General features: G+C 53.8%; 21 protein-coding genes. 11 read left to right on the top strand and 10 right to left on the bottom strand.

Translation table 11 applies throughout. The features are described from left to right. Nucleotides 1–34: 34 nt before the first annotated feature. A complete protein-coding gene (gene gltX / locus D3A97_RS09225; protein WP_119078071.1) occupies nucleotides 35–1,564 on the top strand; it encodes a glutamate--tRNA ligase in 1,530 nt (509 codons plus the stop codon). A gap of 164 nt (nucleotides 1,565–1,728) precedes the next feature. Here gltX and D3A97_RS09230 read toward each other — a convergent pair whose 3' ends face one another. Next, on the bottom strand, nucleotides 1,729–3,396 hold the full coding sequence (locus D3A97_RS09230; RefSeq protein WP_119078072.1) for a glutamine--tRNA ligase/YqeY domain fusion protein: 1,668 nt from the start codon (nucleotides 3,394–3,396) through the stop codon (nucleotides 1,729–1,731). Nucleotides 3,397–3,580: 184 nt separating this feature from the next. On the opposite strand from D3A97_RS09230, the gene D3A97_RS09235 reads away from it, so the two are divergent. The 4 genes from D3A97_RS09235 to fumC all read left to right on the top strand — a co-directional run bounded on the left by D3A97_RS09235 (nucleotide 3,581) and on the right by fumC (nucleotide 7,239). Further along, entirely contained in the window at nucleotides 3,581–4,000 is a 420-nt protein-coding gene (locus D3A97_RS09235) for a cobalamin B12-binding domain-containing protein (protein WP_119078073.1), read from the top strand. Nucleotides 4,001–4,106: 106 nt separating this feature from the next. Beyond that, a complete protein-coding gene (locus D3A97_RS09240) occupies nucleotides 4,107–4,904 on the top strand; it encodes an outer membrane beta-barrel protein (protein ID WP_119078074.1) in 798 nt (265 codons plus the stop codon). 94 nt (nucleotides 4,905–4,998) lie between these two features. Further along, complete coding sequence (locus D3A97_RS09245) at nucleotides 4,999–5,775, top strand: enoyl-CoA hydratase/isomerase family protein (protein ID WP_119078075.1); 777 nt, start codon at nucleotides 4,999–5,001, stop codon at nucleotides 5,773–5,775. A gap of 66 nt (nucleotides 5,776–5,841) precedes the next feature. Further along, nucleotides 5,842–7,239, top strand: a complete 1,398-nt coding sequence (gene fumC, locus D3A97_RS09250) for a class II fumarate hydratase (RefSeq protein WP_119078501.1) — start codon at nucleotides 5,842–5,844, stop codon at nucleotides 7,237–7,239. A gap of 340 nt (nucleotides 7,240–7,579) precedes the next feature. Here fumC and D3A97_RS09255 read toward each other — a convergent pair whose 3' ends face one another. The 8 genes from D3A97_RS09255 to D3A97_RS09290 all read right to left on the bottom strand — a co-directional run bounded on the left by D3A97_RS09255 (nucleotide 7,580) and on the right by D3A97_RS09290 (nucleotide 17,360). Continuing rightward, complete coding sequence (locus tag D3A97_RS09255; protein WP_119078076.1) at nucleotides 7,580–8,551, bottom strand: sulfite exporter TauE/SafE family protein; 972 nt, start codon at nucleotides 8,549–8,551, stop codon at nucleotides 7,580–7,582. 237 nt (nucleotides 8,552–8,788) lie between these two features. Further along, a complete protein-coding gene (locus D3A97_RS09260) occupies nucleotides 8,789–9,457 on the bottom strand; it encodes a lipoprotein signal peptidase (protein WP_198673908.1) in 669 nt (222 codons plus the stop codon). Nucleotides 9,458–9,519: 62 nt separating this feature from the next. After that, complete coding sequence (locus tag D3A97_RS09265) at nucleotides 9,520–12,012, bottom strand: bifunctional UDP-N-acetylmuramoyl-tripeptide:D-alanyl-D-alanine ligase/alanine racemase (protein WP_119078078.1); 2,493 nt, start codon at nucleotides 12,010–12,012, stop codon at nucleotides 9,520–9,522. Between the two features lie 62 nt (nucleotides 12,013–12,074). Further along, nucleotides 12,075–13,025 carry a TerC/Alx family metal homeostasis membrane protein gene (locus D3A97_RS09270; protein WP_119078079.1) on the bottom strand — a complete coding sequence of 317 codons (951 nt, stop codon included), beginning with the start codon at nucleotides 13,023–13,025 and terminating at the stop codon, nucleotides 12,075–12,077. 51 nt (nucleotides 13,026–13,076) lie between these two features. Then, nucleotides 13,077–14,789 (bottom strand): gliding motility-associated ABC transporter substrate-binding protein GldG, encoded by a 1,713-nt coding sequence (gene gldG, locus D3A97_RS09275; RefSeq protein ID WP_119078080.1) that lies wholly within the window; start codon nucleotides 14,787–14,789, stop codon nucleotides 13,077–13,079. A gap of 3 nt (nucleotides 14,790–14,792) precedes the next feature. Then, entirely contained in the window at nucleotides 14,793–15,530 is a 738-nt protein-coding gene (gldF, locus tag D3A97_RS09280; protein WP_119078081.1) for a gliding motility-associated ABC transporter permease subunit GldF, read from the bottom strand. 211 nt (nucleotides 15,531–15,741) lie between these two features. After that, the gene (locus D3A97_RS09285) at nucleotides 15,742–16,068 is read right to left on the bottom strand and encodes a HesB/IscA family protein (RefSeq protein WP_119078082.1); all 327 of its coding nucleotides are present in this window, start codon (nucleotides 16,066–16,068) and stop codon (nucleotides 15,742–15,744) included. 122 nt (nucleotides 16,069–16,190) lie between these two features. After that, a complete protein-coding gene (locus tag D3A97_RS09290; protein WP_198673909.1) occupies nucleotides 16,191–17,360 on the bottom strand; it encodes a cysteine desulfurase family protein in 1,170 nt (389 codons plus the stop codon). Between the two features lie 98 nt (nucleotides 17,361–17,458). On the opposite strand from D3A97_RS09290, the gene mce reads away from it, so the two are divergent. Beyond that, a complete protein-coding gene (gene mce, locus D3A97_RS09295) occupies nucleotides 17,459–17,866 on the top strand; it encodes a methylmalonyl-CoA epimerase (RefSeq protein WP_119078083.1) in 408 nt (135 codons plus the stop codon). Nucleotides 17,867–18,209: 343 nt separating this feature from the next. On the opposite strand, the gene D3A97_RS09300 is transcribed toward mce, so the two are convergent. Continuing rightward, a complete protein-coding gene (locus tag D3A97_RS09300) occupies nucleotides 18,210–19,481 on the bottom strand; it encodes a UDP-N-acetylmuramoyl-tripeptide--D-alanyl-D-alanine ligase (protein ID WP_119078084.1) in 1,272 nt (423 codons plus the stop codon). Nucleotides 19,482–19,599: 118 nt separating this feature from the next. Between D3A97_RS09300 and D3A97_RS09305 the strand changes: the two genes are divergently transcribed. The 5 genes from D3A97_RS09305 to apaG all read left to right on the top strand — a co-directional run bounded on the left by D3A97_RS09305 (nucleotide 19,600) and on the right by apaG (nucleotide 22,461). Continuing rightward, complete coding sequence (locus D3A97_RS09305) at nucleotides 19,600–19,974, top strand: hypothetical protein (RefSeq protein ID WP_119078085.1); 375 nt, start codon at nucleotides 19,600–19,602, stop codon at nucleotides 19,972–19,974. A 72-nt stretch (nucleotides 19,975–20,046) separates the two neighbouring features. Then, a complete protein-coding gene (locus tag D3A97_RS09310; protein WP_119078503.1) occupies nucleotides 20,047–20,592 on the top strand; it encodes a YceI family protein in 546 nt (181 codons plus the stop codon). 7 nt (nucleotides 20,593–20,599) lie between these two features. Beyond that, on the top strand, nucleotides 20,600–21,532 hold the full coding sequence (locus tag D3A97_RS09315) for a DUF5777 family beta-barrel protein (RefSeq protein ID WP_119078504.1): 933 nt from the start codon (nucleotides 20,600–20,602) through the stop codon (nucleotides 21,530–21,532). A 12-nt stretch (nucleotides 21,533–21,544) separates the two neighbouring features. Next, the gene (locus D3A97_RS09320; protein ID WP_119078086.1) at nucleotides 21,545–21,871 is read left to right on the top strand and encodes a DUF4157 domain-containing protein; all 327 of its coding nucleotides are present in this window, start codon (nucleotides 21,545–21,547) and stop codon (nucleotides 21,869–21,871) included. Between the two features lie 203 nt (nucleotides 21,872–22,074). Beyond that, nucleotides 22,075–22,461 (top strand): Co2+/Mg2+ efflux facilitator ApaG/CorD, encoded by a 387-nt coding sequence (apaG, locus tag D3A97_RS09325; RefSeq protein WP_109699698.1) that lies wholly within the window; start codon nucleotides 22,075–22,077, stop codon nucleotides 22,459–22,461. Nucleotides 22,462–22,496: the final 35 nt, after the last annotated feature.

Genomic DNA, 22,496 nt, shown 5'->3' on the forward strand with positions numbered 1-22,496 from the left:
TATCCCTGACCCGAAATTATTATTTTTGCGCCGTATGAGTCAGAAAAAAGTAAGGGTGCGCTTTGCGCCCAGCCCTACGGGCGGTTTACACCTGGGCGGTGTGCGCACGGTGTTGTTCAATTACCTGTTTGCCCGCCATCATGGTGGGGAATTTGTGCTGAGAATAGAGGATACGGACCAAACCCGCTATGTGCCGGGGGCGGAGGAATATATTATGGAATGCCTGCGCTGGTGCGGCCTGGAAGCGGATGAAAGCCCTCTGAAAGGCGGCCCCTACGCCCCTTACCGCCAAAGCGAACGGAAAGGCCTCTACCGCCAGTATGCGGAGCAACTGGTGGCGGCCGGCCACGCCTATTATGCTTTTGATACCCCGGAAGAGCTGGAGGCCATGCGTGAAGTGGAAAAAGCGCGCGGCAACCACTCTCCGCAATATAACCACAGCGTGCGCAAAACCATGCGCAACTCCCTGGTGATGGACGCGGCGGAGGTGAAGGCCCTGCTGGAAAAAGGCACGCCGCATGTGGTCCGCATCAAAATGCCGGAAAATGAAGAATTGCGGTTCACTGATATGATCCGTGGCGAAGTGAGCTTCCAGACGTCTACGGTAGATGACAAGGTATTGCTGAAAGCAGACGGCATGCCCACGTATCACCTGGCCGTGGTGGTAGACGATTACCTGATGAAAATTTCCCACGCCTTCCGTGGAGAAGAGTGGCTGCCTTCCGCGCCGGTACACATACTGCTCTGGAAATACCTGGGCTGGGAAGCGGACATGCCGCAATGGGCGCACCTGCCGCTCATTCTCAAGCCAGACGGTAACGGCAAGCTCAGCAAGCGGGACGGTGACCGCCTGGGCTTCCCCGTGTACGCCATGAACTGGACAGATCCCAAAACCAACGAACTGACACGCGGTTTCCGCGAAATAGGCTTTCTGCCGGAGGCCTTCGTGAACATGCTGGCCATGCTGGGCTGGAACGATGGTACCGGGCAGGAAATATTCTCCATAGAAGAACTGATAGCCCGCTTTTCCATAGAGCGGGTGCATAAAGGCGGCGCCAAATTCGACTACGACAAGGCCAAATGGTTCAACCACCAGTACATTGTCAAAACAGACAACGCCTTGCTGGCAAACCTTTTCAAGCCCGTTTTGCTGGAAAAAGGCGTAGCCGCTGAACCGGCTTTTGTGGCGCATGTGGCCGGCCTGGTAAAAGAACGGTGCCATTTTATCAATGAAATATGGGACCATGGTTTCTTCTTCTTCATCCGCCCGGATAAATATGATGTGGATGCTGTAAAGCCCAAGTGGAGCGCGGAAAAGCAGGCCTTCTTTGAAGAATGGGCTGCCGGGCTGGCTGGGCTGGAAGACTTTTCTTTTGCCCCGCTGGAAGAAAGTTTCAAGCAACTGGCCACCTCCAAAGGCATCAAGCCGGGAGAGCTGCAGTTACCCTTCCGCATCATGCTTTGCGGCGGCAAGTTTGGCCCGCCGGTGTTTGTAATTGCGGAAACGCTGGGCAAGGCGGAAACCATTGAGAGGATCAGGCTGGGGCTGGCCGCGTTGGCCTGATGCCCCGTACTATAAAAGAAAAACTCCGGAGCGGATGCGCTGCCGGAGTTTTTTTATTTTGTTGCGATGGGCGGACATGCGGTTGCCGGGCCACCGCTGTTATATACTGTAGATATCCGTTAATGCGGGCGGCAGTACCGCTATTGCAACACGGGGTGTCCTCTTTATGCTTTTTTTGCTTCCTTGGCCCAGGTATCTTTCAACGTTACCGTACGGTTGAACACTGGTTTGCCGGGCGTGGAATCAGGGTCTGCGCAGAAGTAACCCAGCCGCAGGAACTGGAACCGGTCTCCCGGCTTTGCTTCCAGCAAGGCGGGCTCTACCATGGCATTGGGTATTACCTTCAGCGAGTGGGGGTTGATGAAAGACTTGAAGTCTCCTTCTTCAGACGCGGGGTTCTCTACGGAAAACAGCCGGTCGTACACCCGTATTTCCGCCTGTGCGGCATGCGCCGCGCTCACCCAGTGTATGGTGCCTTTCACCGTGAGGCCGCTTTTGTCTGACCCGCTGCGGCTTTCCGGCAGGTAGCTGCAATAGATGGTGCTGACGTTGCCATCCGCATCTTTCTCAAAACTGTCGCATTTCACAATGTAGGCGTACTTCAGCCGTACGGCCAGGCCGGGGCCGAGGCGGAAGAATTTTTTTGGCGGGTCCTCCATAAAATCGTCCCTTTCTATATACAGCGTGTTGCTGAAGGTTACCTGGCGGTGCCCGGCTGCCTCATCTTCCGGGTTGTTGTCCGCGTCCAGCTCTTCTACCAGCCCTTCGGGGTAATTGGTGATCACCAGCTTGACAGGGTCCAGCACGGCCATTACGCGGTTGGCGGTTTTGTTCAGCTCTTCGCGGATGCAAAATTCCAGCAGCCCCACGTCTATCAGGTTGTCACGTTTCTGCACGCCTATTCTTTCCGCAAAGGTGCGGATGCTGGACGGCGTGTAGCCGCGGCGGCGGTAGCCGCTGAGGGTAGGCATGCGGGGATCGTCCCAGCCGGATACGTGGCCTTCGTTCACCAGCTGCAGCAGCTTGCGTTTGCTCATCACCGTATAGTTCAGGGACAGGCGGGCAAACTCGTACTGGTGAGAGGGGAAAATGTCCAGTTTTTCGATGAACCAGTCGTACAGCGGCCGGTGCGGTACAAACTCCAGCGTGCAGATGGAGTGGGTGATATGCTCAATGCTGTCACTCTGCCCGTGGGCAAAATCATACATCGGGTAAATGCACCAGGCATCGCCGGTGCGGTGGTGACGGGCATGTTTGATGCGGTACATCAAAGGGTCCCGCAGGTGCATGTTGGGAGCCGCCATGTCTATTTTGGCCCGCAGCACCTTGGCGCCGTCAGGATATTTGCCGGCCCGCATGTCTGCAAACAGCTGGAGGTTCTCTTCCACGCTGCGGCTGCGGAAGGGGCTGTCTTTTCCCGGCTCTGTGGGCGTGCCTTTGAGGGCGGCTATTTCAGCCGGGGTGGAATCATCTACATAGGCCAGGCCTTTTTTGATCAGGTCTGCGGCAAAGTTGTACAATTGTTCAAAATAGTCGGAAGCATAGCGCTCGGTAGCCCACTGAAAGCCCAGCCACTGGATGTCTGCCTTGATGGAATCTACATATTCCGTGTCTTCCGTAACCGGGTTGGTATCGTCAAAACGGAGGTTGGTTTGCCCGTTGTATTTCTGGGCAAGGCCAAAATTGAGGCAGATGCTTTTGGCATGGCCTATATGCAGGTAACCATTGGGCTCCGGCGGGAAGCGGGTGAGCACCCGGCCGCCGTTTACGCCGTTGGCAATATCGTCTTCAACAATTTGTTCTAAAAAGTTCAGTGACCTTTCTTCGCTCATATATTACAGCTTTTTCCGAAGTGCAAATGTAAGAAAATACGGCTGAACGTATAATTCGGGCCGTTTGCGCCCGCCGCGTTTATCCCGCTGTTGGGGCCCCCGTTCAGCCGGCGGCCTTGTGGCAGCATGGCCCGGGTTCTCTAAACCCCCGGAAAACCCTACATTTACACTCCAATTGAAGAATATGGTCAACCCAGCTCAACGCCCCATCCGTGTACTGGTAGCCAAGGTAGGCCTGGATGGCCACGACCGTGGCGCCAAAGTGATAGCCGCCGCCCTGCGCGATGCCGGGATGGAGGTGATCTACACCGGCCTGCGGCAAACGCCCGAAATGGTGGTGAATGCCGCCCTGCAGGAAGATGTGGACGCTATTGGCATCAGCATCCTCTCCGGGGCGCATATGACGGTTTTCCCGAAGATCATAGCCCTGATGAAAGATAAAGGAATGGACGATGTGCTGCTCACCGGCGGCGGCATCATCCCTGACACGGACATGCAGGAATTATACGCCCTCGGGGTGGGAAAACTCTTCCCGCCCGGTACCAATACCCAGGAAATTGCCGGCTACATTGTGGACTGGACAAAAAAAAACAGGGAATTTTAACTTTTTTGAAACTTTTTCCCCGGCCGGTCGTCTTACTACCAAACGGCGGCATGCTAAAGAGCGCCCTGCCGTGAACTATTCCATCACAACCTAATTTTGTTGACTTATGAAAGTGTTCCGATACACAATATTGATGCTGCTGGTTGCCGCAACGGGCGCGCAGGCGCAGGAAGACACGGCAGCACCTAAAAAGAAAGTGTCCTATCATTTCCATTTCTATGCCCCTCCCAAGCCCCGCACCGGTTATGTTACGGCCGGCGGCAACGGCGCCCTGCTGTCTTTTGCCAATATGTCCAACGCCGGGGAGCGTGTACGCAACATTCCCCGTTTCACCCTGTTCTTTAACGTGGGCACCAATTACAACTATGATTTTACCAACAACTTTGGCATCTTTACCGGGCTGAATATCAAAAATATAGGCCTCATCAGCAAGCCCAATGACTCTGTGAAGCTGAAGCAGCGGGTATACACCCTGGGCGTGCCCCTGGGCCTCAAGTTCGGGAACATGCGAGACGGGTTTTTCTTCTTCCTGGGCGGGGAATATGACCTGGCCTTCAACTACAAGGAAAAATACTTCCTGCACGGGGACAAAAAAAGCAAGTTCAACGAATGGTTCAGTGACCGTACCCCTACTTTTATGCCGTCCTTATTTGCCGGTTTCCGTTTCAACCCCGGCTTTGGCCTGAAGGTGCAGTACTATCTGAACGATTTTTACAACAAGGATTTTACCCAAACCGTGAACGGGGTGAAAGAGCAGCCGTATAAAGACATGAAGGCCAACCTGGTGTTTGTGACGCTGAGCTATAACTTCGGTTTCCAGTTCCATGCCGGCCCTCACAAAAGCAGCGGCAAATACCGCAAAGGCACTAAAATGATCATCGAGAAAAGAACAGTAGAAGACTAATAATCATAAGCCAACAACTATAAGCAAAAAGGGGCGCATCCGTAAATGCGTCCCTTTTTCGTTAATTTAGTTGAAGATAAAAACAGCCCGATATATGTACAATACTATCACTACTGAATTGAAAGACGGTATTCTGGAGATCACCATTAACCGCCCTGACAAACTGAACGCCCTGAACCAGGAAGTTATGAAAGAGCTGGCCCTGGCCATAGATGAAGTGTACAAGAACAAGGCGGTAAAAAGCGCCCTCATTACCGGCAGCGGCCCCAAGGCGTTTATTGCCGGGGCGGATATATCTGAATTTCTACAGCTTTCGCCGGAGCAGGGCACCGAACTGGCCAAGCGCGGGCATGTGATATTTCAGCGTATTGAAGACAGCCACAAGCCCATTGCCGCGGCGGTGAACGGCTTTGCCCTGGGGGGCGGCTGCGAGCTGGCCATGGCCTGCCATTTCAGGGTAGCCAGTGACAACGCAAAGTTCGGCCAGCCGGAAGTGAACCTGGGCATTATACCCGGCTACGGCGGCACGCAGCGCCTGGTACAGCTGGTAGGCAAGGGAAAGGCGCTGGAGCTGATGATGACGGCGGATATGATAGGGGCGGAAGAAGCGCACCGGCTGGGCCTGGTGAACCATGTGACCAGCGCGGACGAGCTGCTGCCCAAAACCCGCTCCATCCTGCAAAAGGTCCATACCAAGGCCCCGCTGGCCATTGCCAGGGTGATCAAATGCGTCAACAATTACTTTGTGTGGGACATGAATGGTTTCGAAACGGAAATGGAGGAATTTGGCAAGTGCTTCGGCACCAAAGACCTGCAGGAAGGCGCCGCCGCTTTTATGGAGAAGCGGCAGGCAAATTTCAGGGGAGAATAACGGGCCATGGCCTCTTTTCCTAACCTGTAATTGATTAACTTGTGGCCCAAAATAACACAATACATTATGGATTTCAGGATAGAGAAAGACACGATGGGAGAGGTGAAGGTACCTGTGAACGCGTATTTTGGCGCACAAACCCAGCGTTCCATCGACAATTTCAGGATTGCACAGGATATTAACAGGATGCCGAAAGAGATCATCCGTGCATTTGCTTATCTGAAAAAGGCCGCGGCGCTCACCAACCAGGCCGCCGGCGTATTGCCCGCGGAAAAGGCCGCCCTGATCGGCAGGGTGTGTGACGAGATACTGGAAGACAAGCTGGACGCCGAGTTTCCGCTGGTAGTATGGCAAACAGGCTCCGGCACCCAATCCAATATGAACGTGAACGAAGTGGTGGCCTACCGCGCCCATGTGCTGAACGGTGGCCAGCTCACAGATAAGGAGAAGGCGGTACACCCTAATGACGATGTGAACAAATCACAATCTTCCAACGATACCTTCCCCACGGCCATGCACATTGCCGCCTATAAAATGCTGCTGGAAGTCACCATTCCCGGCATTAAAAAGCTGCGGGAAACGCTGGCCCAAAAGTCCAAGGCGTTCATGCATGTGGTAAAAATCGGCCGCACGCACTTTATGGACGCTACCCCACTCACCGTGGGCCAGGAGATCAGCGGGTATGTATCCCAGCTGGACCATGGCCTGCGCGCCATCAACAACTCCCTGCCGCACCTGGCGGAACTGGCGCTGGGCGGTACCGCTGTAGGCACGGGCATCAATACGCCCGAAGGTTACGCGGAGAACGTGGCTAAGAAAATTGCCGAGCTGACCGGGCTGCCTTTTGTAACGGCGGAAAACAAATTTGAGTCGCTGGCCGCGCACGACGCTATTGTGGAAGCCCACGGCGCCCTCAAAACCGTGGCCGTAAGCCTCATGAAAATTGCCAATGACATCCGCATGCTCAGCTCCGGCCCCCGCTCCGGCATTGGCGAGCTGTTCATCCCGGACAATGAGCCCGGTTCTTCCATTATGCCCGGTAAGGTAAACCCCACCCAGTGCGAAGCGCTGACCATGATTGCCGCGCAGGTGCTGGGTAACGACGTGGCCATTAACATAGGCGGCGCTACCGGCCATTTTGAGCTGAACGTATTCAAGCCCATGATGATCTATAACTTCCTGCATTCCGCGCGGCTGCTGGGAGACGGTTGCGTGAGCTTCAACGATAAATGTGCGGAAGGCATTGCCCCCATTGAAGCCAATATCAAAAAGCACGTAGATAATTCCCTGATGCTGGTAACCGCCCTCAATACCAGGATCGGTTACTACAAAGCAGCGGAAATTGCGCAGAAGGCGCATAAAGAAGGTACTACCCTGAAAGAAATGGCGGTAAAACTCGGGTATGTAACCCCGGAAGAGTTTGACGCCTGGGTAGACCCCAGCCAGATGGTAGGTAAAATCTGATATACAAAAAGCTCAAAAACGAAGCGGGCCGGCCTGAAATAAAGGGTTGGCCCTTTTTTTATGCAGCGCATCATGGCGTAACGGGCATCTAAGTACCATCCTGGGGTCATCTTAGGGTTTTCTTAGGGTATTCATGGGTAATTTCATATAGAAAACCCAAGGATGATCCTAGGAAAACCTGATGAATACCTTAGAATAGCTAAAAGACGAACCAGAAAGGAACCCTGGCCGGGGCTACGGTTACATTTGTTTGATGGAAACAAAAAGAAGAGGGTGTTCAAAACGGTCTGGTCCCGGTTTTCCTGTTACACTTGTTTGATGGAAGCAAAAAGAAGGGGGATTATTTCCAGAATACCATAATGATGGTGCGCAGGCTCATGGCAATTACCAGTACGCCTACCATGATCATGAGCGGCTTGCGCTTCATCTTTTTCACCAGTATGGCGGCAAAAGGAGAGGCAATGACCCCACCGAGTATCAGCCCCAGTATTACCTGCAGGCTGCCAACGCCGTTAAACAGCAGAAAGGTGCCCGCGCTGGATACGGAAATGAAAAATTCGGCAGCGTTTACAGAGCCGATGGTATAGTTCACGGTGCGGCCCTTGCTCAGGAGGGTAGAGGTTACAATAGGCCCCCATCCGCCGCCGCCAATGGCGTCCATAAAGCCGCCAAAAAATGCCAGCGGCCCGAGGCGGCGTGTTTTGGCCTTGGGCTTGTTGCGCTGCAGCGCCTTGCGGAGTATGAGTACGCCCAGTATCATGAGGTAAGCGCTCATGAAAGGTTTGATCACATCGCCGTCTATTTTGTCAGACAGCAGGTAAGCGCCTATAACGGCCCCTATCATGCCCGGGATCAGCAGGTGAAGGAAGAGTTTTTTGTTAACGTTGCCCAGCTTGAAGTGTGCAATGCCCGAAGCGCCTGTGGTGAATACTTCCGCTACGTGTACGCTGGTACTGGTCATGGCCGGGGAAACGCCCAGCCCCAGCAGCAGGGATGAAGACGTGGCGCCGTAGGCCATGCCCAGCGCGCCGTCAATTACCTGCGCCATCAGGCCTACGCCCATGAAGAAAAGGAGCTTTTCAGTGAAGGTATCCTGCACAAACCGGGCAATACGGGTCTGCGATTCGTGGGAGATACCATAATAATAGGTGAACCACAGGCCGGCAGCCACTACCAGTATGGATAAACCGATGGTTACCCATATCCAGTGCTGTTTTTTATTGTCCTCGTTCACGAGGTCTATGAGCACCTTTTGTGTTTCAACGGTGGCAACGCGTTGTTCGGCCTTATCGATCACCTCATTATGCGACATAAATTATAATACTAATATAGTCTACAGGAATTGTGGACTAAAAATAGACTTAATCCCCGGTTTATCCAAATATTTAGGACAAGGATTTAAAAAAATGCTAAGGGGCTGATAATCATTGGGCTTATACTGCAGCATGGCTGCTCCGGCGGTATGGTGCGGCATGGCCGCATGTAAAGCGCCGGCCGGGGCCGTGAGCACTGTTATACGGCCAAAGATAACCTGGCGGCTGATGATATCTTACATCACCTGCTGCGTATCATCTACAACAGCGCCGGTCTCAATGGCCCCGTCAGGGCCATCGGTTTTGCGGGTGAGGAACCGCTTCTGGAAAAGCAATATTATAATGACGCCTACTGAAATGGAGGCATCCGCAATGTTAAACACAGGGCGGAAAAATATGAAATGCTCGCCGCCCCAGAACGGTACCCAGCTGGGGAACGTACCGTCAAACAGCGGGAAGTACAGCATGTCTACCACATTGCCGTGGAGGAAAGTGCCGTAGCCGCCGCCGGCGGGCATGAACTGCGCCACTTCATAGCGGGTGCTTTCGGAAAAAATAAGACCGTAAAACATGCTGTCTATCAGGTTGCCGGCGGCACCCGCCAGTATCAGCGCGCCGCACACCAGCAGGCCGGTATGGTATTGTTCCTTCACCAGTTTTTTCATGTAGAAGAAACCGATCACTACTGCTATCAGGCGAAAAAGGGTAAGGGCTATTTTGCCAAACTCCCCGCCAAATTTCAACCCATATGCCATCCCTTCATTTTCTATAAAATGGATAAAGAACCAGTTGGAAATCACCGGGAATTGTTCCGCAATGGTCATGTTGGTCTTGATCCAGAACTTCAGCACCTGGTCTACCAGCAGAATCAGCACTACAATTAAAACGATGTGACGATATTTCAAAACTTCAAATTTTCTCAAAAATAATGTATTATTTCAAAGATGATAACCCGTTAGCATATGTTTTATTCCTGGAAATACACGCGTTTCACCCGTTGGGAAATGCCTGTCAGTATCTCGTAGGGAATGGTGTCTGCCCACGCTGCTACCTGCTGTACGGGCAGCGCTTCCCCGAACACGATCACTTCATCTCCTTCCGCCGCGTCAGGTATGTGGGTCACATCCAGCATTAACATATCCATGGCCACCACGCCTGCTACCGGGGCCAGTTTGTTGCGCACCAGCATTTTGCCGGCGCCGTTGCCCAGGTGGCGGGAATAGCCGTCTGCATACCCGATGCGCACGGTGGCAATTACGGCGGGCGCTTTTGCGGTCCATTGGCCGCCGTAGCCTACACTGTCCCCGGCGGGTATCTGTTTCAGCTGCGCAATGGTGGTTTTGAGCGTGCTCACGTTCCGGAGCTTGTCCTGGAAGGTGGCGGCGCTGTCTACCCCGTACATGCCAATGCCCAGCCGCACCATGTCCAGCTGCAGCTCCGGGTGGCGGTGTATGGCGGCGCTGTTGGCAATGTGCCTGATCACGCCGTAACCGAGTTGCTGTTGCAGGGTAGCGCTCATCTTGATGAACTGGTCATATTGTTTCCGGGTAAAATCGTCTTTGCCGGCATCTTCGCTGGCGGCCAGGTGGCTGAAAATAGACTGTACCCTGAAAAGCCCTTCCTGTTGCAAACGCTGTATCAATACCGGCAGCTCATGCCGTTCAAAGCCGAGGCGGTGCATGCCCGTGTCCAGCTTGATGTGTACGGGATAGTTGCTTTTGTTGGCGTAGCGCGCCACTTCTTCAAACTGTTCCAGTATGTGCATGGAGTACAGCTCCGGCTCCAGGTTCCATTGCAGGATGGCCTCAAAGGTGGTGGGCTCCGGGTTCATTACCATAATAGGCAGGGTAATGCCGGCGCGGCGCAATTCCACTCCTTCGTCCGCATACGCCACGGCCAGGTAATCTACACCATGGAACTGCAGCAGGCTGGCAATTTCGTAGCTGCCGCTGCCGTAAGAAAAGGCCTTTACCATGGCCATCAGTTTGATGCCGGGTTTCAGCAGGGCCTGGTAGGCTTTTATATTGTGCGCAATAGCGCTGAGGTTTATTTCCAGGATGGTCTGGTGTGCTTTCTGCTCCAGCAGTTTGCCGATGCGTTCAAACTGGAACACGCGGGCGCCTTTTACCAGTATGGACTCGTTCTGGAACTCGCTGGTGTCTACCTGTTGCAGAAATTCTTCCGTGTTGGCGTAAAAGGCCGCCTTTACTTTGCTGAAGCTCTGCTTTTCACGCGAAATGTTTTTGCCGATGCCGACCAGTTTCTGGATGCCTTTCTGTTCCAGCATGCCGGCCACTTCTTCATACAGCGAGCCTTCGCTTTTGCCGCTCTGCAGTATGTCACTGAGAATAACGGTGCGCACCGGGTGCTGGCGTTGCTGCTGCAGGAACTCCAGGGCAATGGCCAGGGAGCCGAGGTCTGAATTGTAGCTGTCATTGATGATGCTGCAATTGTTGATGCCCTGCTTCATTTCCAGCCGCATGGCTATATTGCCCAGGTGGTCCATCCGTTCCTGTATCAGTTCCTGCGGTTTGCCCAGGTAGAGCATCAGCGCCCAGCAGTGGATGGCATTTTCAATAGAGCCTTCGTCTACAAAAGGTATGCGGATGAAGAGCGGCTCCTGTTTGTACAGGGCGTCTATACGGGTATGATTATCGTTCTTGTCCACGCTGATCACGCGCAGGTCCGCGTCTGTTTTGCGGCTCCAGGTAAGCAGCTGCAGATCGTTGTCAATTTCCCTTTTCCCTACCAGGTTGTGAAAATTGTTCACGCACTCGTTAAGGGCCAGGTAGTCTTTGCAATAGATCAGCACATCGCTCTTCATGAAAAGGATCAGCTTTTCATTTACCTTCTGGCGGATGTTGAGAAAACCTTCGTTGTGCGCCTCGCCGATATTGGTGAAGATGCCAATGGTGGGCCGGATCACTTTTTCCAGGTTCACCATTTCTCCCGGCTGGGAAATGCCCGCTTCAAAAATGGCCAGGTCGTTCTCTTCCTTCATCTGCCAGACAGACAGCGGCACGCCTATTTGCGAGTTATAGCTCTTGGGGCTGCGTACAATGTTGTGATCTTTTTCCAGCAGCTGGTACAGCCATTCCTTCACAATGGTTTTACCGTTGCTGCCGGTGATGCCTATTACCGGTACCTGGAACTGCTGGCGGTGCCAGGCCACCAGGGCGTGCAGGGCCTGCAGGGTATTTTTTACCATGATGATATTGGCGTTCGGGTACAGGCCAATAGACACCGGCTCGCTTACAATGAAATTGCTGACGCCTTTCCTGTACAGTTCGTCTACGTACTGGTGGGCATTGCGGCGTTCGCTAACAAGGGGGATGAACACGGATGTTTCTGCAACAAGCAGTTTGCGACTGTCCAGCAAAATATGTTCGATCTCCGGATGCCCGGTCTGTTGCAACAATTCACCCTTCAGGATCTTGCTGATACTTTCTGCGGTATACAATTTTATATGGTTTTAATAAAAAAGCGTCCGGGGACTCTGGCCAGGACGCTTTTCACGATCAACTACTTCTCAATATCTGCTTCCGGCTTTACCGGTAATTTTTTCTGATACAGGATGGAATACACAATAGAACCTGCCAGGCATGTCACTATCACCACCAGTGATATCCATACAGGGAGCTTGAAGTGCCAGATCTCCGCCAGCATTTTCAGGCCTATGAATATCAGCACAATGGCAATGCCCTGCTGCAGGTAATCGAATTTGTCTACCGCGCCGCGCAGCAGGAAGAACAGCGAGCGCAGCCCCAGTACGGCAAAGATGTTAGACGTGTACACCACCAGCGGTTCTTTGGAAATGGCAAACACGGCGGGAATGGAGTCCAGCGCAAACACAATGTCTGTTACCGCCAGCATGACCACTACCACGGCCAGTGAGGTAAAATATACCTTGCCGTTCTGTTTGATGGTGAACCGGCCGTGCGGCTCCGCATGGGAAATGCGCATGTATTTCTGCATGAACCGGTAGGCAAAGTTCTCTTCGGGCTTAAATTCTTCGTGCTGGTCTACCACAAACATCTTGAAGCCGGTGTATACAAGGAAGGCGCCGAAAATATAAAGTATCCAGCCAAACTGGGCAATGAGCGCCACGCCTACGGTAATAAAAATGGCGCGGAACACAATGGCCATCAAAATGCCGATGAGCAGTACACGGGCATAGGCGGTCTCCTTCACCTTGAAGAAGCCGAATATGAGGATGAACACAAAAATATTGTCTATGGACAGCGACCATTCCATCAGGTAGGCGCTCAGGTACTCAACGGCCATCCTTGACCCGTCTTCATACCAGATGAACCCGAAGAAACCAAATGACAGCGCAACCCAGAAACAGGTTTGAATTAATGCTTTCTTGATTGAAATGACCTCTCCTTTTTTACTTAGCAGCCCCAGGTCAAAAATGAGGGCCAGGATGATAACAATTCCAAAGACGGCATACGTCCATTGTTGCGGTGTCATGCAGACGGAAAATTTTATTGAAGAGCAAAGATAATGGATTCCGGTTGCTTATCAGGCGTATTTACGTTGCCTGATAAACTGGAACACCATGGCAAACAGCAATATGGCGCCTATGGGCAGGGCAAAAGCCAGTACCTGCCAGAGGGTTTTATCTTTTTTCAGCTTCTCGCCGTCCAGCAGCCGGAGGGTAAGCTCCTTGCTGCGGGTGTCCATAATGGGCGTTTTGCTGGTGAGGTATTCCATGCTGTTGAGGAAAAACTCCTTGTTGGCAAATACATATTGCGGATTAAATTCATTTACGCCCATTTGCAGCGGCCCTTCTTTTTGAGAGAGGGCATTGGTCACAATGTCTGCATCGCCCACCACGATCATGCGGTTGAGCGTATCCGCCACTGCCTTGAAAGGCAGGCCGCTGGCGCTTTCGAGGGCTTGCTGCCGCTCCCGGCTGAGGCGGTGGTTAAAGAGCGAAGGGAAACGCCCTTCCAGCAGCACGGCCACGGGAATGGCGCGTTGCCTGAAATCCCGCCGGTTGGGCGCTTGCTGCACGCTTTCCAGGCTGATCTGCACCGGGCCGCCAAGGGTGCGGCTATGGTCTGAAGTAGCCAGCAGTATGGTTTTATGGATGTTGCCGCCTTTCATGGTATCTATAGAGCTGGCAAACCGGCTCATAATAAGGTCCATGTTCTTTACAATGGGATGGGTGTTGCCGGGCGTGAGCAGGGGAAAGAACGGGAAGGGGATGGGCCTGATCTGCGGCTTGTCCCCGATATTGCCTACTACGAGGGGGATCATGTCGCTTTGCAGGTCCTGCACCAGGTCAAGGTTTACCCGGGCGCCGTATTTGAACAGGAGGTCTTCCAGCTGCAGGTTGCGGTCAAAGGCCACAAACTCCCGGCCCCGCAGGCTGTCTGCCGAGGCGGTGAGGTTATCTATGAACCACAGCACCTTGCCGCCGTTCATCACGTACTGGTCTATTTTCAGCTTGTCTTCGTCTGTAAACGTTTCCAGGGGCCGTACAAACAGGATGGCGTCAAACTCCCGCGGAATGTGGCTGTCTGCTTTCAGGTTGATGGTGTCTACCTGGTACAGCTCATGCAGGGTTTTAAGGGCGTCGTAAATATTGGGGCCTTCCGGTTCGCCGTGGCCCAGCATATAGCCCACCAGCGGCCGCTCTGTTTGCTGCAGCTGGTAAATGGCGTTGGCGAATTTATACTCCAGCAGGGCTACGGAGCTGTTGAGGGCCTGCATGGGGTCCATGCCGCCCTGGCTTTTGAGCAGGTTCACACTGTTCTCCCGGTCTTTGTAGCGGATGGTGGCGCCGGGGAAGATCAGTTTTTCGGCATAGCTGTCCTGCCCGTTTTCCTGCACCTGCAGGTTGAAAGGCAAAATGCCTTTGGCCATGAGGCTGTCCTGGAAGCTCATGCGCAGCGAGTCCGGCAGGTTGGTGCCCGGGCTCACAAAGGAGAACCGGATATTTTTGCCGCCATATTCCTGGAACTCTTCCAGCAGCTCGCGCGTGGCGTCTCCCAACTGGCGGAAACCGGCCGGGTACTGGCCTTTGAGATATACTTCAATGTATACCGGCGCGTCCAGCTGGCGGAGCAGCTGACGGGTAGAGGCTGCCAGGGTGTAGCGTTTCTCGGCCGTCAGGTCCCAACGGCCGTGTATATACGAAGCCGCCATGTTCAGGGCTATGAGTATGGCTACTACGCCCAGTGTACGCTGCAGGTATTTTTTCCTTTTTTCCTTTGTAGTAAGTTCCATAGTTCAACCCTGCCAGATCTTGCGTTCCAGCGACATTTTGGTAAGATAGAGCATCAGCCCCGTAACGCTCAGGAAATAGATCACGTCCCGGCTGTCTATAACGCCGCGGCTGATCGAATTATAATGGTAACGGATGCCGGCCATTTGCAGGTAATAGTCTGCCCCGCCGGAAAATACCGGCACTTTGCTTAACGCGTCAAATCCGTTGTAGAATATGTAGCAGGTGAAAATGGCCACCAGAAAGGCCACCACAGCGTTGCTGCTGAGAGAGGAGGCCCACAGCCCGATAGCGGTGAAGGTGCTGCCCAGCAAAAACAGCCCCACATAGGAGCCGATGATGCTGCCATTGTCCAGCCCGTTGTTGGTGGCCGCCAGTTGGGACATGGCCAGGTAATAGACCAGGGTGGGGAGCAGCGCTATGATCACAATGGTAATGCAGGCGCAGAATTTCCCTCCAATGATCTGCCACCAGGTAACCGGTTTGGTGCTCAGCAGCTCCATGGTGCCGGTTTTAAACTCATCTGCCAGCGAGCGCATGGTGATGGCGGGTATGAGCAGCAGAAAAATGAGCGGGGCCATTTCAAACAGCCCGTCCAGGTTGGCATAACCGGCATCCAGCAGGCTGGTGTCTGGGTATACGAAAAGGAACAGCCCGTTGGCCACCAAAAACAGGATGATGGCCACGTACCCGGTAATGCTGCTGAAAAACTGGTGGACCTCTTTTTTAAATATCGCTGACATTGCAGACAAATATATAATTACCGCTCACGAATTTCGAATTACGGAATAAAAATATTTGTTAATTGATGGGACGTAGGGCGGTAAAGTAAAATAACGGTTCGCACAGGCCGTTGCCGGCTAACACGGGGCTATAGAAACGTTTTCCCCGAAAGGGCAGAAAAAAGCCCGGCCATGGCCGGGCAATGATATATTCTAGCTGAAAATCAACAACTTATACGGAAAAACTTTCACCGCAGCCGCAGGTACGCGCGGCGTTGGGGTTGTTGAAATAGAAACCTTTACCGTTCAGGCCTTCGGAAAATTCCAGCGTGGTATTGCAGAGGTACAGGAAACTTTTCAGGTCTGTTACCACCTTGATACCGTCGTTGTCAAACACCTGGTCTTTGGGTTTAGGCACGTTATCAAAATCCAGCTTGTAGCTGAGGCCGGAACAGCCGCCGCCTACAACGGATACCCGCAGGAAATAATCCGGGCCCAGGGAGCCGTCTGCCCGCAGGCTTTCCACTTTTTGCCTTGCCTTGTCACTGATGTATATCATGTTATCCTCCTTTCCTTTTTATGGGCCGGGGGCCTGGCCGCCCGTCCGTCTATATTATTATAATTATTAGATGTCAGTTTTTTGCTTTCCTTGTGCTGCCGGCGGCACGCTGCCGTTGCCCGTCAGGGCAGATCTATCCTCAGCTTCCGCTGCATGTCTACCGCTTCCTTCACCGCCCTGATGGCGTGGTCTGTCTCCTCCTCCGTGGTGAAACGGCTTACACTGAACCTTAGCGAAGAATGTGCCAGTTCCTCTTCCAGGCCCATAGCTGTCAGTACATGGCTGGGCTCGGGCAGGGCGGAGGTGCAGGCTGACCCCGAAGATACGGCAATATCCCGGTTTAGCGCGGTCAGCAGGGCGTTTCCTTCCGTATAGCCAAAGGCAATATTGGTCACATTCGGCAGCCTGTATGCCGTGGAGCCGTTTACAGACGTGGCCTCCATGGCCAGCAGGCCCTTTTCCAGCCGGTCCCGCAGGGCGGCCATGCGCGGGGCGTTCACTGCCATTTCGGCACCCGCCAGCTCACAGGCCTTTCCCAGCCCGGCAATACCCGGTACATTGAGCGTACCGGAGCGCATGCCCCTTTCGTGCCCCCCGCCGTCTATCTGGGCGGCCAGCCGTACCCGCGGCTGCCGGCGGCGTACGTAGAGGGCGCCCACCCCCTTGGGGCCATGCATTTTATGGGCGCTGAAGGCCATCAGGTCTATCCCGTCCGCCTCCACATTTACCGGAATTTTACCCATGGCCTGGGTGGCGTCTGTCATCAGCAATACGCCGTGGCGGCGGGCAATGTCGCTAATAGCGCGGATGGGCTGTATCACACCGGTTTCATTGTTGGCGTACATTACGCATACCAGTATGGTTTGCGGGGTAATGGCCGCTTCCAGTGCCGCCAGGTCTATCCGCCCCCCGGCATCTACCGGCAGCAGGGTAACGGCGGCGCCCTGTTTTTCCAGGCGCCGGCAGGTGTCCAGCACGGCCTTGTGCTCGGTTTCCACCGTAACAATATGCCGGCCTTTTGCCGCATAGGCTTCCAACACGCCTTTGATGGCCAGGTTGATGGCTTCCGTTGCGCCGGAGGTGAAAACGATCTCCTGTTTAACGGCCCCGGCCAGTTGCGCTACCTGCTCCCGGGCAAGGTCTACTGCCTCTTCAGCGGCCCAGCCATAACGGTGGGTGCGCGAGGCGGCGTTGCCGTAGTGCTCCGTAAAAAAGGGCAACATGGCTGCTACCACGCGCGGATCGCAGCGGGTAGTGGCATTGTTATCCAGGTAAACAGGCAATTGCAGCATGCCCCAAAATTACGATATAAGTTCTATTTTTACCCGCGCAGCCGATTGGAACCATTGATGGGGCCATCAATTGCATCTATCACCCAATTGTCAGATCTATGTTGAAAGTGGAACATATCGGCATTGCCGTAAAATCACTGGCCACCGCCATCCCTCTTTTCGAAAAACTGCTCAACACCCCTTGCTACAAAACGGAAGAAGTGGCTTCCGAAGGCGTTACCACGGCATTTTTCAGGCAGGGCGAATCAAAAATAGAATTGCTGGAAGCCAGTACAGACAGCAGCGCCATTGCCCGGTTCATTGAAAAGAAAGGAGAAGGCATGCATCACATAGCGTTTGAGGTGGAAGATATCCATACGGAAATGGAAAGGTTGCAGCAGGAAGGTTTTGAACTGGTTCACACAACACCCAAACATGGCGCGGATAACAAGCTAGTTTGTTTCCTCCATCCCAAAAGTACCGGCGGCATACTGGTAGAGTTAACGCAGGAAAGGAAAACCCTGTAAACAGGGCGCCGGCATAAGGCTGTAAATCAGCTACTTGAAAGGGCTGTAGCGCCCGGCCTCCTGCATGTAACAATGGGCGGGAGCAGCAATTCCCGCACGCCGGGCATGCCGGCGGGAAACCGTACTCCGGAAACCGTGAAGGCCGAAGTGTTCCAAAAACAGTCCTGAAAAAAAATATTCCCCGGGTTAAACCTTTTATTTAGTTGCGCGTTGATATAAGAGTAAGGGCCAGTAAGGATACCTTACTATCAACAGAAAATGCAAGCCTGTGGCTTTTAAGATACTCTAAAGTTGGCATAGGTTATGAAAACCTGTGAGTTTTTTAACTCGCAGGTTTATTTTTTTATGGCAGTACTTTTTCCATGCCTACGCTGCGGGAGCCTTTTACCAGTATGTGCGTGTTTTCAAACCCCTGCTGCTCCAGCCATTTTCTGGCATCGTCAGCCGTTTCCATAAAGATGTACGGGTGATTGACCGCGGCAAACTCGGGGCCTACCAGCACTACAGCTTTCCAGTGCTGTTGCTGCAGCAGGTCTGCCAGCGCCTGGTGCTCTTTTTCACTGTCTTCCCCCAGTTCTTTCATGGCTCCCAGTAATAACACCTTTTGGGCCGCTTTTATTGCGGCAAAGTTTTCCACAGCGGCTTTCATGCTGGAGGGATTGGCATTATAGGCATCCATGATGAACGTATTGCCGCCCCTTTTTTCTATCTGTGAGCGGTTGTTGGCCGGCACGTATGCTTCTATGGCCGTTTTTATTTTTTGGGCCGGTACGCCAAAATGCAGGCCTATGGCAATAGCGGCCATTACATTGGGAAAGTTGTAACCGCCCACCAGCCGGGTGTGTATCAGCCCCGTCTGTTCCGTGCCCAGCGCCAGCAGGGCGCTCCCTTCCACCGGCTTGCCCGTGTAACCGGCGTTGGCGGAACCGTAGGTCACTACTTCGGCAATGCCCTTGCTCATGTCCAGCAGGTAGGGATAATCCGTGCAAACAAAGGCGGTGCCGTTGGTATCCCGAAGGTAATCATACAGCTCCCCCTTCGCCTTCCGCACACCTTCTTCGCCGCCAAAACCTTCCAGGTGGGCCTTGCCGATGTTGGTGATAAGGCCATGGGTAGGCAGGGCTACCGTGCAGTACCCGGCAATTTCCCGCTGGTGGTTGGCGCCCATTTCTATAACGGCCATTTCCGCATTGGCCGGTATGCCCAGCAGCGTAAGGGGTACGCCGATGTGGTTGTTGAGGTTGCCGGCCGTGGCGTAGGTACGGTAATGTGAGCCCAGTACGGTGCGCACCATTTCTTTCGTAGTGGTTTTACCGTTAGTGCCGGTGATGGCTATGAAAGGAATATCAAATTGCTGCCGGTGGCGCCGCGCCAGTTGCTGCAGGGCGTGCAGCGCGTCGGCGGCGAGCATCATTTTATCAGGCGCCGTGTGGAACGCGGGGTCATCTATCACTGCCAGGGAGGCGCCTGCTTCCAGCGCGGCCGCGGCATACTGGTTGCCGTTAAAGGTAGGCCCGCGCAGCGCAAAAAAAATATCGCCGGGCTGCAGCTTGCGGGTATCCGTTTGTACGGAAGGATGGGCCAGGTAATGTTGATATAGCTGTTCAATATTCACGGCAGAACGTTTGCCTGCAAAAATAAGGAATGGAATCCCTCATTTTCTTTATTATCTTTCGAAAACAGGCAACTGTTTATTTTGCAGGTGCGTATACAACCCTATGAAAACTCATCGTATGAAATCATTCCTGACCGGCATTGGTGTTATGACGTGCTGCATTGGTCATGTGGCCTGCACTTCCGAGCAGGCGCCAAAGCCGGGCGTTACCGTCAGTTGTGAAAGCACGGTGGTGACCAGTGCGCGGATCTATGCCATCATTCAGGAAAACTGCACTAACCGCAGTTGCCACCCCGGCGGCAGCTCTCCGCTGGTGGCGGATTTTTCCACCCTGGCCAAACTGAGAACTTACATCAACGCCAATGGCGCCAACTGGCGCCTGCGGGTAACCGGCCTTACGGCAGACATGCCGCAGTTCAACGGCTACCCCCCGCTGTCTCCCGCCACCCGCGATTCTATTGCCTGCTGGGTAGACAAGGGAATGCCGGATTGACGGGATGTTTTTTGGAACGAACCGATGAAGGGGACCACGCTCATCATCCCCGCCATCTCAAATTACGATCAGATGAAACAATTGTTTAGCCTGGCCATCACCTTTCTTCTTTTGGGCCGCCTGGCCGCACAGGATGTATACTCCTGCCGCAACGCCACGCTGGGCTTCTTTTCTTCCGCACCGCTGGAAGATATTGAGGCCAAAACCAGCCAGGGCGCGTCCGCCATCAACATAAAAACAAAGGCCGTCTATTTTAAAGTGCCCATCAACACCTTCCAGTTCAAAAAGAAACTGATGCAGGAACACTTCAATGAAAACTACCTGGAAAGCGATAAATACCCGCATGCGGAGTTTAAAGGGAAAATACTGGAAGCGGTAGACCTTACCCAAAACGGTACTTATCCCGTTACCGTGGAGGGGGCGCTGAACATTCACGGGGTTACCAGAAATTACCGGGAAAAAGGCACCATCACCGTGCAGAACGGCAAAATAAACGCCACCGCCAAATTCACCGTGCGCGTGGCGGACCACAAGATCAAAATACCCACGCTGGTGGTGAAGAACATTGCGGAAGTAGTGGAGGTAAGCGTGAACGCAGACTATCAACCCGTCAAATAAGATGTACATGAAACATATGCAGCTGCGCATCCTGTCAGCCCTCCTGCTCATAGCCCCCGCGGCCGTGGCGCAAGACGACCTGGGCGCTATTTTCGGGAAAGATTCCGTTCGGCGGGACCCCGTGATCGCCACTTTCAAAAGCACCCGCATCATCAATGCCCAGAGCAATGAGACCCTGGCCCGCGGAGACCTGGATTTCCGCGTGGCGCACCGGTTCGGTGACATGGGCGGGGCAGACGGCGGCAGCGCTACCTTCTTCGGCATCGATAATTCAACAGATATCCGCATTGCCTTTGAATACGGTATTACAGACCGCCTCACCGCCGGCGTGAGCCGCGCCAAAGGCAGCGGCCATTTTTCCCAGCTATACGAGGTGCTGGGCAAATTCAAGCTGCTGCAGCAAACCATGGACAACCGGGTGCCGCTGGCCATCACCCTCTTTGGCAACGCGGTGGTGACCTCCATGAAAAGCAGCCCGGACAAGGAGGCCGTCAGCTATTTCAACAAATTCAGCTCCCGCATGAGCTACACCGCCCAGGCCGTGGTGGCCCGCAAGTTCGGGGACCGCTTTTCCCTGGCGCTGCTGCCCTCCTACGTACACCGCAACCGGGTGGGGTATATGGACATGAACAACCTGTTTGCCCTGGGTGTGGGCGGCCGCCTGCGGTTCAGCAAAAGGGTGGCCCTGGTGGTAGACTACTTTGTGCCCTTCCGGGACCAGGCCAGTAAAGATTATTACAAAACGCTCGGCATCGAGTACTACAACCCGCTGGGCATAGGCGTGGAAATAGAGACCGGCGGCCACGTGTTTCACCTGAACTTCACCAACTCCACCGCCACGCTGGAGAACCAGTTCATTCCCGAAACCACCACCTCCTGGCTGCAGGGCCAGTTCCGCTGGGGTTTCAATATTTCCCGCCGGTTTTCCCTGGGGCATTAGTAAATTGCAGGGATGCACACCATCCGCTGCAGAATCAAGGAAAACTCCGCCGTGGCCCGGCTGGCCGCCTGGAAAATGAAAAGCGACAATATCGCCATCGTTTTCGGGCGGGTGATCCATTTGTACGGGGCCAGCCGTACGCAGTTCCTGGCCAACAAGGCCTGGGTACGGCACGAAGTGCGGCATGTAAGGCAATACCGGCAACACGGTTTCTGGGTTTTTTTATGGCTGTACCTGGCAGACTGGGTGCGGGTGGGCTATTACAATAACCGCTTTGAAAGGGAGGCCCGGCAGGCGGAGCATAACGCCGGAGAGCTGGAAGGGGTGGAGATCACCTGAGTGCGGCCGCCATGGCCGCTGCCCCCACGGGAGGCTTTTCAACGGTTCCGGTGGGCCGGTTGCCGCTCAACCGCCGGCTTTCATCCCCGCCGGCAATCAATGCTGCGGCAGATACCTAAAGAATCGTTAAAACGGCGCCGGCCCTGGAAAAAAAAGTTACAACGCGGTTATTTTCCTTATTTTTACGGTAAAGGCGGATCACTATGGTTAAGAAGGTCACTGAGGGCATCACCATTAGCGTGGAAACATTCTACCAGCCAGATTATTCCAATCCGATAGGCAGCGAGTTCATGTTTGCCTACCGTATTACCATTGAGAATAACAACACGTTTCCTATCAAGCTGCTAAGGCGCCACTGGTATATCATCGATTCTAACGGCTCCCACCGGGAAGTGGAAGGTGAGGGCGTAGTGGGCGTACAGCCGTTGCTGGCCCCGGGAGAAAGCTACCAGTATGTTTCTGGTTCCAACCTCCGTACAGAAATAGGCAAGATGTACGGTACCTACCAGATGGAGAACCAGTTGAACAAAAAACTGTTTGACGTGAAGATCCCCGAGTTCCAGATGGTAGTTCCCTTTAAAATGAACTGACCCGCAACAATCGTTTCCGCGCGGCCCGTTCCTTC

It is taken from the genome of Chitinophaga alhagiae (assembly GCF_003568665.1).
GTDB classification, from domain to species: Bacteria; Bacteroidota; Bacteroidia; order Chitinophagales; family Chitinophagaceae; genus Chitinophaga; species Chitinophaga alhagiae.

Bases quoted from the DNA above. Each gene is read 5' to 3' on its own strand.
- mce (WP_119078083.1), top strand. From the start codon at position 17,459: ATGTTGAAAGTGGAACATATCGGCATTGCCGTAAAATCACTGGCCACC.
- gltX (WP_119078071.1), top strand. From the start codon at position 35: ATGAGTCAGAAAAAAGTAAGGGTGCGCTTTGCGCCCAGCCCTACGGGC.
- D3A97_RS09255 (WP_119078076.1), bottom strand. From the start codon at position 8,551: ATGTCGCATAATGAGGTGATCGATAAGGCCGAACAACGCGTTGCCACC.
- D3A97_RS09230 (WP_119078072.1), bottom strand. From the start codon at position 3,396: ATGAGCGAAGAAAGGTCACTGAACTTTTTAGAACAAATTGTTGAAGAC.
- fumC (WP_119078501.1), top strand. From the start codon at position 5,842: ATGGATTTCAGGATAGAGAAAGACACGATGGGAGAGGTGAAGGTACCT.
- D3A97_RS09285 (WP_119078082.1), bottom strand. From the start codon at position 16,068: ATGATATACATCAGTGACAAGGCAAGGCAAAAAGTGGAAAGCCTGCGG.
- D3A97_RS09235 (WP_119078073.1), top strand. From the start codon at position 3,581: ATGGTCAACCCAGCTCAACGCCCCATCCGTGTACTGGTAGCCAAGGTA.
- D3A97_RS09290 (WP_198673909.1), bottom strand. From the start codon at position 17,360: ATGCTGCAATTGCCTGTTTACCTGGATAACAATGCCACTACCCGCTGC.
- gldF (WP_119078081.1), bottom strand. From the start codon at position 15,530: ATGTCAGCGATATTTAAAAAAGAGGTCCACCAGTTTTTCAGCAGCATT.
- D3A97_RS09240 (WP_119078074.1), top strand. From the start codon at position 4,107: ATGAAAGTGTTCCGATACACAATATTGATGCTGCTGGTTGCCGCAACG.
- D3A97_RS09315 (WP_119078504.1), top strand. From the start codon at position 20,600: ATGAAACATATGCAGCTGCGCATCCTGTCAGCCCTCCTGCTCATAGCC.
- D3A97_RS09320 (WP_119078086.1), top strand. From the start codon at position 21,545: ATGCACACCATCCGCTGCAGAATCAAGGAAAACTCCGCCGTGGCCCGG.
- D3A97_RS09310 (WP_119078503.1), top strand. From the start codon at position 20,047: ATGAAACAATTGTTTAGCCTGGCCATCACCTTTCTTCTTTTGGGCCGC.
- D3A97_RS09305 (WP_119078085.1), top strand. From the start codon at position 19,600: ATGAAATCATTCCTGACCGGCATTGGTGTTATGACGTGCTGCATTGGT.
- apaG (WP_109699698.1), top strand. From the start codon at position 22,075: ATGGTTAAGAAGGTCACTGAGGGCATCACCATTAGCGTGGAAACATTC.
- D3A97_RS09270 (WP_119078079.1), bottom strand. From the start codon at position 13,025: ATGACACCGCAACAATGGACGTATGCCGTCTTTGGAATTGTTATCATC.
- gldG (WP_119078080.1), bottom strand. From the start codon at position 14,789: ATGGAACTTACTACAAAGGAAAAAAGGAAAAAATACCTGCAGCGTACA.
- D3A97_RS09245 (WP_119078075.1), top strand. From the start codon at position 4,999: ATGTACAATACTATCACTACTGAATTGAAAGACGGTATTCTGGAGATC.